Origin of the sequence: Micromonospora sp. NPDC049891 (genome assembly GCF_040660295.1) — a bacterium.
Classification (GTDB): Bacteria; Actinomycetota; Actinomycetes; order Mycobacteriales; family Micromonosporaceae; genus Micromonospora.
Genome location: NZ_JBFAML010000001.1, coordinates 414,734 through 430,194, shown reverse-complemented (window position 1 = coordinate 430,194; position 15,461 = coordinate 414,734). Strand labels below are relative to the sequence as shown.

The window sequence follows — 15,461 nt, the reverse complement described above, 5'->3', positions numbered from 1 at the left end:
GGATCCGACCGGCGCCAACCTACGCTCCGGCCATGCGTGAATCGCCGGCCTCGGTGGGCCAACGACTCCTCTGGTTGATGGACCACTACCAGGGCGGCCGCCGGAGCCTCACCCAGCAGGTGCTGCTGCAACGCGACACGGTGGACGCCGGTCGGCTCCGGGACGCGCTGAACCTGCTCGGCGAGCGCCACGAGTCGCTGCGTACCCGGTTGGTCGAGCGCCGCCGCCAGCTGATCCAACAGGTCTGCCCGAGCCGCGAGCCGCAGCTCGACGTCGTCGACCTGACCGGTGCCCGGCAACCGGTTGACGCCCTGCGCGACGCTCTCGCCGCCGACCTTCGCCAACGGGTGCCCGTCGAACAGTGGCCGGTCCGCACGACGCTGTACCGCCTGCCCGGCCGCGCGGTCTGCTGCCTGAGCATGCACCACCTGATCACCGATCACTCGTCCAACGGCCTGGTCCTGCGCGACCTGCGCACGATCTACGAGGCTCTCGCGGACGACTCGCCACCCGAGCTGCCCGAGGTCACCTGGCAGTACGCCACCTGGGCGCAGTGGCAGCGGGAACGGCTCTCCGGCGAGAGTCGCCGCCGGCTCGACGCGTTCTGGCGGGACACCCTCGACGGTGCCAGCCTGCCGATGCTGCCGGTCCGGAACCCGGAGCCGGTCGGTTCCGGATCGGCCCGGGTACACCTCTCCGAGCCGGTCGTCCGGTCGCTGCGCGCCCTCGCCCGGACGCACCGGACGAGCCTGTTCGCCGTCCTGCTGGCGGTCTTCTACGCCCTGCTGCACCAGCGGACCGGCCAGGTGGACCTCACCGTGACCTCGCTGTTCGCGAACCGCGCGCGGTCCGAGGTGGCACACACCCTCGGTTTCTTCGTCAACCAGGTGGCGCTGCGTAGCCAGGTCGACGGCGACGAGCCCTTCACCGCGCTGGTACGGCGGGTCCGGGGCACCACGATCCGGGCCCTCCCGCACCAGGACCTGCCGTTCCACATGCTGCCGCCCGGCATCGTGCGGTCACCCGGTGGCCGCGCCGATCAGGTCGTCTTCCAGATGCTCGACCCCGGCACGACCCGCGGCGACATGCACGGCGCCCACCTGGCCGACCTGGAACCGCAGACCCGCAACGCCCGCTTCGACCTCGAACTGCTCGTGGTGCCGATCGGCGACGCGCTTGTCACCCAGCTCCGCTACACCGACCGGCTCTTCGACGACTCGACAGCGCGGGCCTTCGTCCGCGACTTCGGGTACCTCGCGGACCGGCTCGGACGGCAGCCCGACGACCCGGTCCGCGACGCGATCAGCCAGCTCGCCCGAACGGGAGCACCCCCACCATCCCCCACCCAGACCGAGGAGCAGTGATGAGCCAACCGACAGTGACGGCCGACCAGATCACGGCGATCGTGCGCGATCTGGCCCCCGCGCCCAATGACGACCTCGGACCCGACACCCGGTTGGTCGAGGACCTGGGATACCACTCGCTGGCGCTGCTCGAACTGGCCTTCGCCCTGGAGGACGAGTTCGACCTGGAGCCGATCGACGAACAGACCGCCAGGCGGATCACCACTGTCGGCCTGGTCGTCGAGACCGTGCTGGAGCGGGTCGCGGAGCGGGACGGCGCATCCTCGACCCCGGTGACGGACCGGGCCTGATCCGGCGTGCGGACCGATGCCCTCGACCGCGTCGACACGGTGGTCGACGCGCTCGCCGCCGGTGCCGACGAGGCCGAACAGACCGCCCAACTGCCGGCCGACACCGTGAACGCCCTCCGCACGGCGGGGCTGTTCCGGATGGTCGTGCCGGCCCGGTACGGAGGCGACGAGCTGCCCATGAGCACCGTACTGCCGGTGCTCGCCGCCCTGGCCCGTACCGATCCGGCGGCCGGCTGGGTGGTCGGTCAGGTGGCGTTGTCGCAGCTCATCATCGGTTGTGGCGGCGAAGGGACGGCTGCGGAGGTCTACGCGGGCGGGCCCGACGTTGTCGCGGCCGGCGCGGTGGCGATCAAGGGACGCGCCGCGCGGACGGCGGACGGATGGCGGGTCAGTGGTCGTTGGCCGTTCGTCTCCGGCTGCCGGCACGCGTCCTGGTTCTATCTCAACTGCGCCGTGCAGGACGGCAGGGGCCTGACCCGGGGACCGGACGGCGATGTGCTGAGCCGGATGGTCGTGCTCCCCGCGACCGACGTCACGATCGAGTCCTCCTGGCAGGCACTCGGTCTGCGCGGCACCGGCAGCCACGACGTCACCGTCGCGCGGGCGATCTGCCCGGAGCACCGTGGCTTCACCGGGTCGCGGGTCGAGCCGACGGCCGAGATGATCGCCGATCGGGTCGCCGCTTCCAGTCTCATCATCGCCGCCGTCGCGCTGGGCATCGCCGAGGGCGCCAGCACCGAGCTGATCGAGTTGGTCGTCGGTGGCAAACGGCCGGCGCTGAGTCGACTCCCGCTGTCGCGGTCACCGCACCTGCAGGATCAACTGGGCGAGGCGGACGTTCGCTGCCGGGCGGCCCGGACGGTCCTCCTCGACACCGCACGGGCCGCCGAGGATCGGACCGACGCCGCGACCCCGCAGGGCCGGGCCCGGACCCGGGCCACCGCCGCCCACCTCATCGCCGAGGCGACGGCCGTCGTCGACACGGCCTACCGGCTCGCCGGCGGCACCGCCGTCTACGACACCTGCCCGCTACAGCGCCGGCTCCGCGACATGCGGACCGCCGCCCAGCACTTCGTGGCCGGACGTCAGTCGTTCGCCGCGCTCGGGGCGTCGCTTGTCGGCGAGACGCCGGACGACGGCGGGTTGTGAGGCGGTCCGGCCCTCCCCGCACGGGCCGGCCGCGATCAACGAACTCACGTGGAGGCCATGGTGCCCGTTCCCCCAGCCAGGTTCGACCCGCTGGATCCGGCGCTGCTCGTCGATCCGTATCCGACCTACGCCCGCCTGCGCGAACAGGCCGCCGTGTGCCGTGGCGGTCCGGGCACCTGGGTGGTGCCACGGTGGACGGAGGTGGCCGGTCTGCTACGCGACCCACGGCTCGGCCACGGCTTCGCCGCCACCGGCGAGTCCAACCTGCTGCGACTGGCCTACTCGGTCGCCGGCGGCCGGGCGGACACCGCGCTCACCCGGATCGTGCCCCGGCTGCCCGGGGAGGACCACGGGCGGGTCCGACGATTGATGGCCCAGGCTCTCAACCCGGCCGCCGTGCGGGCCATCGCCGCCGACGCCAGCGGGTGGCTGGACCGGTTCCTCGACGACGCCGTGGAACGCGGCGAATTCGACGCGATGACCGACCTGGCCCTCCCGTTGCAGACCGCTGTCGCCTGCGAGCTGATCAGCGCACCGGTCGCCGACCGACCCGACATCGTGAGTCGGGCTGTCGACATCGGCCGCGCGTTCATCCTCATCCCGTACGTCGCCGAAGGCGGACTCGCCGCGCAGCGCGAGGCGATCGGTTGGCTGCGCGACTACGTGGCCGACCTGGTGGCCGCCCGGCGTCGCGCCCCCGGTGACGACCTGCTCTCCCGGCTCACCCGGGTACGTCACCAGGGCACCGTGCTCTCCGACGACGAGATCGTCGACAACGCGGTGTTCCTGCTCTTCGCCGGCTTCGAGACCACGATCCATCTGGTCGCCGGCGGCTGCGCGGCGCTGGCCGGGCACCCCGACGCCTGGCAGCAGCTCGGTGGCCGACCGGGCCTCGCCGCCAACGCGGTCGAGGAGGTGCTGCGCTACGACGCGCCGATCCAGTGGGTCGCCCGCCTCACGTCGGCACCGGTGCGGATCGCCGACCGGACGATCCGCAAGGACCGCGCGGTACTGCTGCTGCTCGCATCGGCCAACCGTGACCCACGGCGCTTCGCCGACCCGGACCGCCTCGACCTGACCCGCCGGCCCAACCCGCACCTCAGCTTCGGCGGGGGCCCGCACACCTGTCTGGGTACCGTGCTGGCCCGGGCCCTGGGCACCGTGGTGTTCGATCGGCTGGCCACCCGCGTCGACTCGCTCGAACCGGCCGGCGAACCGGTGCTCCGCCCGCATTTCAACCTGCGCGGGCACCACCAGGTTCCGCTCGCGGTCTCGCCTCGTTAGCGGCCGAACCAGACGGTCTTCGGGCGTCGGAACTCCTCGACGCCGGCCCGGCCGCCGAGCCGGCCGTACCCGCTGTGGCCGGTCCCCCCGAACGGCGTCGCCGGGGAGAGCCCCGGGAAGCCGTTGACCCATACCGCCCCGGCGTCCAGCGCCCGGACCAGGCGGTGCGCCCGGCGCAGGTCGGTGGTGTGCAGGTAGGCCGCCAGCCCGTAGCGGGTGCCGTTGGCCAGGGTGACCGCCTCGTCCTCAGTGGAGAACCGGGAGAACGCCAGTACCGGACCCAGGACTTCCTCCTGGGCCAGCTCGGCTGTCGGTTCGACGCCGGAGAAGACGGTGGGGGTGACGAAGAAGCCGTCGGCCAGCTCACCGCCCGGCCGCTCACCGCCGGTGACCAGGGTGCCCGCCGCCGGGTCACGGCGCGCCCGGTCGACGACCGCGGTGACCCGGTCGGCGGCCTCCCGGGACACCAGCGGGCCGAGCACCGTGCCCGGGCGTTGCGGGTCGCCGACGACCAGCTGCGGCAGCCGGGCCAGGACCAGATCGAGCACCCGGTCGTAGACGGCGTCCTCGACCAGGATCCGGCTGCCTCGCGCACAGGCCTGCCCGTTGAGGATGACCGCGCCGGCCAGGGCCTGCCGGGCGGCCGCACGCAGATCGGCGTCGGCGAAGATCAGGTGGGCTGAGTTGCCGCCGAGTTCGAGGCTGGCCGGGGTCAGCCGGTCGGCGGTGGCGGTCAGGATCCGACGGGCGGTCGAGACGCCGCCGGTCAGGTGGACCTTGTCGACACCGGGAGTACGCACCAGCGCCTCGCCCCCGGTGGCGTCGGAGGTGACCACGTTCACCAGGCCGGTCGGCAGGCCGGCCTGCTGGCACAGCTCGCCGATCCGCACCGCGGTGAACGGGGCAAGCTCGGACGGCTTCACCACCACCGCGTTGCCGGCCGCCAGCACCGGCCCGAGCACCTGCCCGAGCATGGCGACCGCGCCGTTGTAGGGCAGCAGAGCGGCCACCACGCCGTACGGCTCGTCGAGCGTGTGGCTCCAGCCGTGGCTGGCCGCGCCGGCCGCCACCTCGCCGCCGAGCTTGTCGACCCAGCCGGCGTTGTAGCGCAGGAAATCGGCCGCCACCTGGGGCGTGGCGGCGGCGAACTGGCGAGGCAGGCCGATTTCGGTCACCTGTAACCCGGTGAGCGTCCCGGCGTCCTCGGTGATCAGGTCGGCCAGCCGCAGCAGCGCGTCACGTCGACCGGCGGGCGGCGTGGCCCACCAGCGCGGCAGGGCCGAGCGGGCGGCGGCGACCGCCGCCGACATCTCGGCCGCACCGCCGAGGACCACGTCCACTGTGGGCCGACCGGTGGCAGCGTAGTGATGACGATGGATGTTGCCGGCTGTCGGTGGGGCGTGTTCCCCGCCGATCAGGACGGCGCTCGTGGGGATTCGATCGAGTGGTGGATCGAGGACGGCCACAGCCCGGATGCTAACCGTCGCGCCTGCCCGGTGCGGTCGGTCGCACCTCGCACACCGGTGTCCTATCCGGGTCCCGACCGTAGACTTCGCTCGATCTTCGGCCCGACGAGGGGACAACACGCATGCATCTCGCCGTGTTCACCCAGTGCTCGCCCTCACCGCAGTTCAAGGGCATGTGGCGGGATCCGCAGGACCGCAGCGCGGAGGGTTACAAGCGCCTCGCCCACTGGACCGCGCTCGCCCAGCGGCTGGAAGCCGCGTGCGTCGACACGCTGTTCTTCGCCGACGTCTTCGGCCTCTACGACGTCTACCAGGGCTCCTGGGCGCCAGCCGTGCGGCACGGCGTGCAGGTGCCGATGATCGACCCGACGCTGCTGCTGCCGGCGATGGCCGCGGTGACCGAGCACCTCGGTTACGCGGTCACCTACTCCACCACGTATCACCAGCCCTACCAGGCGGCCCGGCTGTTCTCCTCGCTCGACCACCTGACCGGTGGGCGGGTCGGTTGGAACATGGTCACCTCCTATCTGCGCTCGGCGGCCGAGAACGGGATGGGTGAGTTCCTCGACCACGATGTGCGTTACGACCGGGCCGACGAGTACGTCGAGGTCGTGCGGGCACTGTGGGAGGACAGCTGGGAGGACGACGCGGTCGTCCGGGACGCGGCCAGCGACACGTTCACCGACCCGGACCGGGTGCACGAGATCGGCCACGCCGGGAAGTGGTTCGCCGTCCGGGGCCCGCACCAGTGCGAACCGTCCCCGCAACGGACACCGCTGCTGTTCCAGGCCGGCGCGTCACCCCGTGGCATCGACTTCGCGGCCCGCCACGCGGAGGTCGTCTTCCTCACCCTGGCCGACCCGGAGACCGGGGCGAGGAAGGTCGCCGAGCTGCGCGAGGCGGCGGCCCGCGCCGGCCGCGACCCTCGGTCGGTCAAGGCGTTGCAGGGCTCGATGACGATGGTCGGCGCCGACCGCGACCAGGCTCGCGCACGGGCCAGGCTCTACTCCCAGCTGTGGAGCGGCGAGGGACAGCTGGCCAAGTGGTGTGGCTGGATGGACTTCGACATCGCCGCCTATCCCGACGACGCCCCGGTCAGCGACATCCGGGGGCAGGCCAGCCACTCGTTCCTCGACTTCCTGCGCCGGTTGAGCCCCGACCGGGAGTGGACCGTCGGGGATGTCCGCTACATCGCCTCCCGACCCCGCCGGGCCCGCCGCGACGCCCCGATGATGCTGTTCGGCACGGCCGAGGAGGTGGCCGACCGGATGGAGCAGTGGCTCGAAATCGCCGACGTCGACGGCTTCAACCTGGTGCCCTGTCCCCCCTCGGTCGCCATCGACGACATCTGCGATCTGCTGGTGCCGGAGCTGCAACGGCGAGGGATGTTCCGTACCGCCTACGACCCGGCCGAAGGTACCCAGCGGGAGCGCTACTTCGGCGCCGGGGTCCGCCACTATCCGAAGGGTGTGCGATGACGCGGAAACCGCCGCTGCTACCAGCCGATCCGGCGACGGAGAGCGTCCCGTTGGCGTACTCGCAGGAGGGACTCTGGTTCCTCCAGCAGCTCGACGCGGCCAACACCGCCTACACCGTCCCGCTGTCGCTGCGACTGGCTCCGCAGGTCAGCAGGACGAGCTTCGAGGCGGCTCTCACCGCGCTGGTGGGCCGGCACGACGCGCTGCGGCTGCGGTTCGAGTCCGAAGGCAACGGCGCGCCGACCCTGCGCACCGGCCCCGGCTACACCCCGGAGTTGCGCTGGCACGAGACGGCCGACGACGACAGGTGGCACGAGCTGGTCGCCGAGATCATGCGCGAGCCCTTCGACCTGGCCAGCGGTCGCCTCGTACGCGGGGTCGGCGCGCTCGCGCCCGGCGGTGGACATCGCGTGTGTCTGGCCATTCCGCACATCGTCGCCGACGGCTGGTCGGTGCGGCTGATCTCGCGCGACCTCGCCGCGCTGCACGCCGGAGCTGAGCTGCCCCCGCTACCGGTGACGTTCGCGGACTTCGCCGCCTGGCAGCGCGGCTGGCTGCGGGGCGAGACGCTCGACGCCGAACTGGCCTACTGGCGGGACGAACTCGCGACCTCGACCCCGTTGGTCCTGCCGACCGACTTCGCGGCCGGCCCGATGACGACCGCGACCGCGGCCGTGGCCACCATGACGCTACCCGCGGACGTCACCGCCGACCTGCTCGCCGTGGCCCGGTCGGCCCGTGCGACAGGTTTCGTCGCGACGACCGCACTGGTCGCCGCGCTGCTGGCCCGCTGGACGTCCGAACGCGACCTGCTGCTGGGCACCGCGATGGCCGGGCGCACCATGGCCGCGCTCACCGACGTGGTGGGCAACTTCGTCAACACCGTCGCCCTGCGGGTCGACCTGACCGACGACCCGTCGTTCCGGGACCTGCTGGGACGGGTACGCGGCAAGGTGCTTCAGGCGATGCGGCACTCGGACGCCCCGTTCCACCATGTCGTCGCCGACCTCGCGCCCCGGCGCGACCTGCATCGGCAGCCGGTGTTCAACGTGGTGATCGCGCACCAGGAGTTCACCGGTGCCGCCGCTGACGACGACGCGGCGATCCGGCTCGAACCGCAGGAGACGGCCGCCGTCGTGGCCAGTCATTTCGACCTCGACGCGGAGACCGCAGTGGTCGACGGCCGACTCTCCTGCCTTCTGATCTACCGGGCTGACCTGTTCGCCGCGCCGACGATCGAACGGCTGCGTGACCACCTTGTGGTGTTGGCCCGCCAGGTGGCCCGGGACCCGGACACTCCGCTGTTCGACCTGCCGCTGACCGGTGAGCCCACCGCCACCCCGCCCGCCGGACCGCCGCCCGCCGCTCCGCTGTCCGCCGGACCGCCGCCCGACCAGGAGGTCGCGCTGCTCGCGGCCATCGCCGAGCACGCCCGGCAACGCCCCGACACCGATGCGGTAGCCACCGGCTCCGAGTCGCTCACCTACGCCGAACTCCTGCACGCGGCGGACCGGAAGGCCGCCGGACTGCGGCGGGCCGGCGTCGGCCGAGGCGACATCGTCGCGGTGTCCGGACCGGTTCGCCCTGAGACGATCGTCGACGCGCTCGCCGTCCTGCGCTGCGGTGCGGCCTACACGCTCGCCGAGCCGGGTGACCCGCCGATGCCCGGCGTCACGTACCAGGCCGCAGAGGTGGCTCCGGCCGACGCCGACTTCGACGGCGACTGGCCGACGCCCCAGGACGTCGCGGTCCTCCAGCACACCCCGGACGGTCCGGTGCTGGTCAGTTACCGCAACCTCGCGGGCGTGTCGGCCGGCCTCGATCCGGTCCCGGATGAGCCGGTGCTGCTGCTCGACGGGTTTCCGCTGGCCCTCTGGGCCGTGCTGCGGGCCGGCGGGACCTGCGTCCTGCCCGATGGCGGCGACGTGGTGGGTGAGGTGTCCCGACACGCCCCGTCGACAGTGCTGCTGACCGCCGAGCAGTTGGCCGACGTCCTGGACGCCGACCCCGCCGCGTTGGATCCGGTGGACGCCGTCGTGGTCGCCGGTGACCCGGTGGCACTCGCCGAACTACCGGTGCCCCGGCCGGTCCGGCGCACGCACGGCCGCGCCGAGACGACAGGGGTCGCCACCGCGTACACCGGCCCGGCCGGCGAGCCACGCACCATCGGCGCCCCGGTCGACGGGGCGACCGCCTACGTGCTCGACGACCGGATGCGCCCGGTGCCGCCGGGCATGGTGGGTCGACTCCACATCGGAGGGACCGGCGTCACGGCCGGGTACCACGGGCGGGCGGCCCTGACGGCCGAGCGGTACCGGCCCGACCCGTTCGGACCGCCGGGCGCACGCCTGTTCGACACCGGCGACCGGGCCTTCGTCGACACCGACGGCAACCTGCGCTGGTTCGACCGCCGTGATCGCCGGGTGACAGTCGGCGGCACCCCCGTCGACCCCGCCGCGGTGGAAGGTGTACTGGCCGCCGACCCTCGGGTACGCCGAGCGGCGGTGGTGAGCCACCGCTCCGGCGGCCGCACCCGGCTCGCCGCCTTCATCGACACCGCACCCGAGCAGCTCACCGGCGTGCTGGCCGGGGCGGCCCGGGAACTGGGCGGGGCCGCGCTGCCCGAGCACGCCGAGGTCACGCCGGACCTGCCGGCCCAACCGGATCACGCCGCACTGCTGGCCCGCCTGCGCCGGGCCGACGCATCGCCCGATCCGGAACGGGTCGCCGGCTACGAGCGCCTGGTCAGCAGCGTGTGGCGGCAGGTGCTCGACACCGACACCTTCACCACCACGGACAGCTTCTTCGACGTCGGCGGCCACTCCCTGCTGGCCCTGCCGGTGCTGCGCGGTGTCCGGGACGCCACCGGGATCACCCTGCCGCTGGCGTCGCTCTTCGACTTCCCGACCGTGCGGGACCTGGCCCGCCACCTGGCCGACACCGACGACGGACCACCGCCGCTGCGCCGGCCGGACGTCGACCGGGACGCTCCGGCACCGCTGACGCACGGGCAGGAGGCGCTCTGGATCCTCGACCGGATGGGTGAGGCGAGGCACGCGTTCAACGTGCCGATGAGCGTACGGCTGGCCGCCGACGCCGACCGCGACCGGGTGGAGAACGCCGTGGCGACGCTGATCCGCCGCCACGAGTCGTTGCGCACCCGGTACGAGGCGGGACCGGACGGCCATCCGTACCAGGTCGTCATCGCTCCGTACCCACCCGGTCTGGTCTGGCACGACCTGCGCGATCTGACCGACGACGCGGCACGGCGACGGACGGCCGAGCTGTTCGCCGCCGTCTACACCGAATCCTTCGACCTGGCCCGGGGCGAGGTGCTGCGCGGCATCGTGGTGGTCGACCGGGCCGCCTGCACCGTGCTGCTGGTCTGCCACCACATCGCTGTCGACGCGTGGTCGCGGGCCGTGCTGACCCGCGAGCTGCGGGCCGCGTACGAGGGCGAGGTCCTGCCCGAACCGGCGGCGCAGATGGCCGACGTCGCGCACTGGCAGCGACGTCAGCTGACCGGGGAGGTGCTCGACCAGAAGCTGCGGTACTGGCGGGAACGGCTGGCCGGTGCCCCGCCGCTGGAGCTGCCGACCGGTGGCCGGCGGGCGTCCGGACGCCCCTCGGCACCAGCGGAGATGGTGACGGCACGGTGGGAGCCCGAGGTCACCGCCGGCCTGCTCCGGTTGGCCGCCGCCGAACAGGTCAGCCCGTACGCGACGGTCGCCAGCCTTCTCGCAGCCTGCCTGGTGCCCTACACCACCGGCGGTGACGTGGTCTTCGGATCGAGTCTGACCGGCCGGCTGCTGGCCGAGATGACCGACCTGGTCGGCCTGCTCACCAACACCGTGATGCTGCGCGCCGACGCGACCGACGACCCGTCGTTCCGCACGCTGCTGCGCCGGATGCGCACCGAGACGATGACCGCCCAGCAGCACCAGGACACCCCCTACGAGCTGGTCGTCCCGGCGATGGGCGGGCAGTCCGACGGGGGCCGCAACCCGCTCTCCGACGTCCTGCTGGTCTACACCGCGCACTCCGGCGACGAGTTGGCCGCGGCTCTCGACCGACCCGGCGACGAGCCGCCGATGGCGGTGGGGCCCCGCTTCGGGGTGGAGGTGCACACCACCCTGCTCGACGACACCCTCGCGCTCGTCGTCATCTTCCGGTCGGCCAGCTACGACACCGCCGACATGCGGGCGCTGCTCGATCGGATGGGCGCGCTCGCCGCCGCGGTCGTCCACCAGCCCGACAAGCCCCTGTCCGACGTTCGTCCAGCGGACCGGCCGGAGCCACGGCTGTCCGCCGGGCCGACCGAGCACGTGCCGTTCCACTCGCCGGTTGCCATGATCGATGAGCAGGCGGCCCGGCGGCCCGACGCGGTGGCCGTCGTCGACGAGTCCGGTCACCTCTCGTACGCCGAACTGGTCACCCGGGCCAACCGCTACGCCCGGCACCTGCGGGCGACGGGCATCCGCCGGGGCGACGTGGTGGCCGTGTGCCGGCGCCGCGACGTCGACCGGGTCGTCGTGCTGCTGGGCATCCTCAAGGCCGGTGCCGCCTACCTTCCGCTGGACCCCACTCATCCGCCGCGCCGGATCCAGCACGCGCTCGACCAGGCCCGCCCGGTGCTGCTGGTCGCCGACGATCTCGGCGCCCACCTCGGCACCGAGCGGGTGCCGGTCCGCGACTACGACCCCGACGACCCCGCCGTGGCCGGTCAGCCGGCCACGCCACCCGAGGTCGAGCTGGGCCCGGACGACCTGGCAAACGTGCTGTTCACGTCCGGTTCGACAGGTACGCCGAAGGGGGTGGCCGTGCCGCACGGTGCCCTCGCCAACTTCTTCCACGGTTCCCGGCACTGGCTCGCTCTGGAACCGGGCGACCGGATGCTCCAGCTCGCGCCGCACACCTTCGACGTCGCGACGCTGGAACTGCTGGCACCGCTGTGCGCTGGCGCGGCCACCGTCAGCGCGCCTGTCGACGTGCTCGCCGACGATCTCGGCACGCTGGTCCGTCGGTACCAGGCGACAGTGGTCTTCCTCGTCCCGCCCCTGCTGGATCTGGCGATCGACCGGGGCGTGGCGGAGCTGGCCCCGCTGCGCCGGATCGTCTCCGGCGGCGACGTCATCGCCACGTCGAGCTTCAACACCCTGCACTGCGGCCAGCCACCACGGCGTCTCATGCCCGTCTACGGCCCGACCGAGACCTCGGTGATCGCCTCCGTCCTCACCGGGGACGACCTCGACGACCGGGAGCTGACCGGGCCGGTGCCGATCGGCCGGCCGGTCGCCAACGTGCACTGGTACGTCCTGGACTCCCGGTTCCGCCCGGTTCCCAGAGGCACCCGGGGCGAGATCTTCATCGGCGGTGCGGGCGTCGCGCGCGGCTACCTGGGCCGGCCAGACCTGACCGCCGACCGTTTCCTGCCCGACCCGTTCGGCCCGCCCGGGTCCCGCATGTACCGCACCGGCGACCTCGGCCGGCAACGCCCGGACGGGGTGATGGAGTTCGGCGGCCGCGCGGACACCCAGGTGAAGATCCGGGGATACCGGATCGAGTTGGAGGAGATCGAGCACGCGATGCGGGCGCACCCGAGCGTGCGGTTCGCCGCCGCGAAGGTGCACCGCGCGGAGACCGGCCCGGTCCTTGTCGGCTACTACGTGCCGGAGGAGGGGACCGCCGCCACGGAATCGGAGGAGATCCGCCGACATCTCGCCGACCTGCTGCCGCCGTACGCGGTGCCGGCGGTGGTGGAGACGGTGCCTGCCCTGCCGCTGTCGATCCACGGCAAGCTCGACCGGGACGCCCTGCCCGATCCACGGATCGAGGCGGCGCCGGACTCCGGCCCGCCCCGTACCTCGTTGGAAGGTGAGGTGGCGCAGGTGTGGTCGGCGGTCCTCGGCCGGCGGATCGGGGTACACGACGACTTCTTCGCCGCCGGCGGACATTCGCTGCTCGTCGTGCACGCGACCGACCGGCTCCGCGCCGACCTGGGGTGGGAGGTGCCGCTACGGCTGCTCTTCGACCACCCGTCGGTGGCCCGGTACGCCGCCGCGCTGGACCGCCTGCGACACGCCGGCGACCGGCCCACCGGAGTCGTCCACCGACGACAGTGGCGCAGCGAGCTGCTGGGCACCAACCGGCGGGTCGACCTGTACGTGCCGGCCGGCTTCACGCCGTCGGACACCGACACCCTGCTGGTCGCCCCGGACGGGTCGGACTTCGTCGACGTGATGCGGGCACCTGGCGTCCTCGACGACCTCGTGCACACCGGCCGGATACCGCCGACTCCGGCGCTGTTCGTCGCCCACCCCGACTGGTCGACCCGCCAGGCCGAGCTGTCGGAGGGGGTCGCCTTCGTCGACGCGCTGATGGCCGAGGCGGTGCCGCTGGCCTGCGAATGGCTCGGGCTCGACCCGGATCGGATACGGGTCGTCGCGGCGGGTGCCAGCCTCGGTGCCGTCGCCGCCGTCACCGCGGCCGTGCGGCACCCACTGACTGTCGACGGGGTGGTGGCCCTGTCCGGTCCGCTGTGGTGGTCGCCGGCCGGCGAGGAGCCCGGCTGGCTGCTGCGCCAGGCCGACGCCGCCCACGGCACCCGGTTCCACGTGTACGCGGCCGAGGGTGACGATCCGCGCATCCGCGCCTGGAGCGTGCGGCTGGCCGACGAGCTGACCGCCGCCGGCAACCCGGTCCGCTACGTCGCCGGGCCCGGTGGCCACACCTTCGCCACCTGGCAGGACCACCTGCCCGACGCCCTCACCTGGGTCCTGTCGGCGGACGCCCGGCAACCGGCGGAGGGGGTGCAGGGTGCTGGAAGGCTGTGAGCCGTGGCCGCCGGAGGCGGCCGAGCGCTACCGACGATCGGGCTACTGGGGTGCGGAGACGCTGGCCAGCCTGCTCCGCGAGGTCGCTGCCACCGACGGGGACCGGGTGGCGCTGGTCTGTGGCTCGCGGACGGTCAGCTACGCCCACCTGGACGCCTGGGCCGACCGCCTGGCGGGTGGCCTGCACCGGCTGGGCGTCCGGCGCGACGACCGGATCGTGGTGCAGCTGCCGAACGTCCCGGAGTTCGCGGCGGTCGCCGTCGCCGCGTTCCGGCTCGGTGCCCTTCCGGTGTTCGCGCTGCCGGCCCACCGTCGCAGCGAGATCACCTACCTCTGCGCGCACACCGACGCCGTCGCTTACCTGACCACGGGCACGGTGGCCGGCTTCGACCATCGACGGCTCGCCGCCGAGGTACGACGGGAGGTGCCGGGCCTGCGTCACATCCTCATCGCCGACGACGACGCCGGTGAGTTCACCCCGTTGTCGGCTGTGCACGGCCCGCCGGTAGCTGTCGACGTCGACCCGGCCGAGGTGGCCTTCTTCCTGCTTTCCGGAGGTACCACGGGGACACCGAAGCTGATCCCGCGCACCCACCGCGACTACGACTTCCAGATCCGGGCGACGGCGGCGGAGATGGGCTTCGACGCCGACGGCGTCTACCTGGCCGCCCTGCCGGTGAGCCACAACGCCGCCCTCGGCTGCCCGGGCCTGCTCGGTGCGCTGCGCGCCGGTGGCCGGGTCGTGCTGGCGTCGAGCCCCAGCCCCGACGAGGTCTTCCCGCTTGTCACCCGGGAGAAGGTCACCCTGACCACGCTCATGCCCGCGTACCTCCCGCTCTGGGCCGACCTGGCCGGTGTCTTCCGCGCCGACCTGTCGGCGGTGACCATCGAGGTGGGTGGCGCGCCACTGGCCCCGGCCGTCGCCCAGCGGGCCGAGGCGGCGCTCGGCTGCACCATCACCCGGTGGTTCGGCATGGCCGAGGGGCTGCTGGTCTTCACCCGGCGGGACGATCCGCTCGAGGTGCGGACCGGCACCGAGGGCCTGCCGCTGTCCGCTGCCGACGAGATCCTCGTGGTCGACGACGAGGACCACCCGGTACCGCCGGGGGCGAGCGGCGAGTTGCTCACCCGGGGGCCCACCGTGCTGCGCGGCTACTACCGGGCAGCCGACTACAACGCCCGCGCGTTCACCTCCGACGGGTTCCTGCGCACCGGTGACCGGGTCCGCCTGGACGAAAATGGCCGGCTGGTGGTGCTGGGACGCATCAAGGACGTGGTCAATCGGGGTGGCGAGAAGGTGCCGCCCGAGGAGGTCGAGGAGCACCTGCTGACCCACGGGCAGGTGCGGGAGGCGGCGGTCATCGGGATCGCCGACGCCGTCCTGGGCGAGAAGACCTGCGCTGTCGTGGTGGCCGCCGGTGAGCCGCCGACGCTCGCGGGCCTACGTGACTGGCTCACCGGTCGCGGGGTCGCCGACTACAAGCTGCCGGACCGCTTGGTCGTCGTCACCGGGCTGCCCCGCACCGGGGTGGGCAAGGTCGACAAGACCGCCCTGGTCGCCACGGTCATCGACCGGGACGCCTGACGGACTCCGGTG

At 73.1% G+C, this 15,461-nt stretch carries 8 protein-coding genes; 7 read left to right on the top strand and 1 reads right to left on the bottom strand.

The window, feature by feature from the left end:
* Positions 1–32 precede the first annotated feature (32 nt).
* The 4 genes from AB0I71_RS02155 to AB0I71_RS02140 are packed head-to-tail and all read left to right on the top strand — an operon-like array spanning position 33 to position 4,087.
* Positions 33–1,364 (top strand): condensation domain-containing protein, encoded by a 1,332-nt coding sequence (locus AB0I71_RS02155; RefSeq protein WP_357581387.1) that lies wholly within the window; start codon positions 33–35, stop codon positions 1,362–1,364.
* Positions 1,364–1,654 carry a phosphopantetheine-binding protein gene (locus tag AB0I71_RS02150; RefSeq protein WP_357581386.1) on the top strand — a complete coding sequence of 97 codons (291 nt, stop codon included), beginning with the start codon at positions 1,364–1,366 and terminating at the stop codon, positions 1,652–1,654. Before AB0I71_RS02155 ends, AB0I71_RS02150 begins: the two co-directional genes overlap by 1 nt.
* Before the next feature lie 6 nt (positions 1,655–1,660).
* Positions 1,661–2,803, top strand: coding sequence for an acyl-CoA dehydrogenase family protein (locus AB0I71_RS02145; RefSeq protein ID WP_357581385.1), 1,143 nt, complete (start codon positions 1,661–1,663; stop codon positions 2,801–2,803).
* Positions 2,804–2,863: 60 nt separating this feature from the next.
* A complete protein-coding gene (locus AB0I71_RS02140; RefSeq protein ID WP_357581384.1) occupies positions 2,864–4,087 on the top strand; it encodes a cytochrome P450 in 1,224 nt (407 codons plus the stop codon).
* Here AB0I71_RS02140 and AB0I71_RS02135 read toward each other — a convergent pair.
* A complete protein-coding gene (locus tag AB0I71_RS02135; protein WP_357581383.1) occupies positions 4,084–5,553 on the bottom strand; it encodes an aldehyde dehydrogenase family protein in 1,470 nt (489 codons plus the stop codon). The genes AB0I71_RS02140 and AB0I71_RS02135 overlap by 4 nt on opposite strands.
* 122 nt (positions 5,554–5,675) lie before the next feature.
* On the opposite strand from AB0I71_RS02135, the gene AB0I71_RS02130 reads away from it, so the two are divergent.
* Genes AB0I71_RS02130 through AB0I71_RS02120 form a run of 3 tightly spaced genes read left to right on the top strand, consistent with a single transcriptional unit; the run spans position 5,676 to position 15,449 of the window.
* On the top strand, positions 5,676–7,031 hold the full coding sequence (locus tag AB0I71_RS02130; protein ID WP_357581382.1) for an LLM class flavin-dependent oxidoreductase: 1,356 nt from the start codon (positions 5,676–5,678) through the stop codon (positions 7,029–7,031).
* The gene (locus tag AB0I71_RS02125; protein WP_357581381.1) at positions 7,028–13,864 is read left to right on the top strand and encodes an amino acid adenylation domain-containing protein; all 6,837 of its coding nucleotides are present in this window, start codon (positions 7,028–7,030) and stop codon (positions 13,862–13,864) included. Before AB0I71_RS02130 ends, AB0I71_RS02125 begins: the two co-directional genes overlap by 4 nt.
* A complete protein-coding gene (locus AB0I71_RS02120) occupies positions 13,848–15,449 on the top strand; it encodes an AMP-binding protein (protein WP_357581380.1) in 1,602 nt (533 codons plus the stop codon). Before AB0I71_RS02125 ends, AB0I71_RS02120 begins: the two co-directional genes overlap by 17 nt.
* Positions 15,450–15,461: the final 12 nt, after the last annotated feature.

Coding starts and splice junctions, on each gene's coding strand:
- AB0I71_RS02130 (WP_357581382.1), top strand. CDS start 5,676: ATGCATCTCGCCGTGTTCACCCAGTGCTCGCCCTCACCGCAGTTCAAG.
- AB0I71_RS02155 (WP_357581387.1), top strand. CDS start 33: ATGCGTGAATCGCCGGCCTCGGTGGGCCAACGACTCCTCTGGTTGATG.
- AB0I71_RS02150 (WP_357581386.1), top strand. CDS start 1,364: ATGAGCCAACCGACAGTGACGGCCGACCAGATCACGGCGATCGTGCGC.
- AB0I71_RS02125 (WP_357581381.1), top strand. CDS start 7,028: ATGACGCGGAAACCGCCGCTGCTACCAGCCGATCCGGCGACGGAGAGC.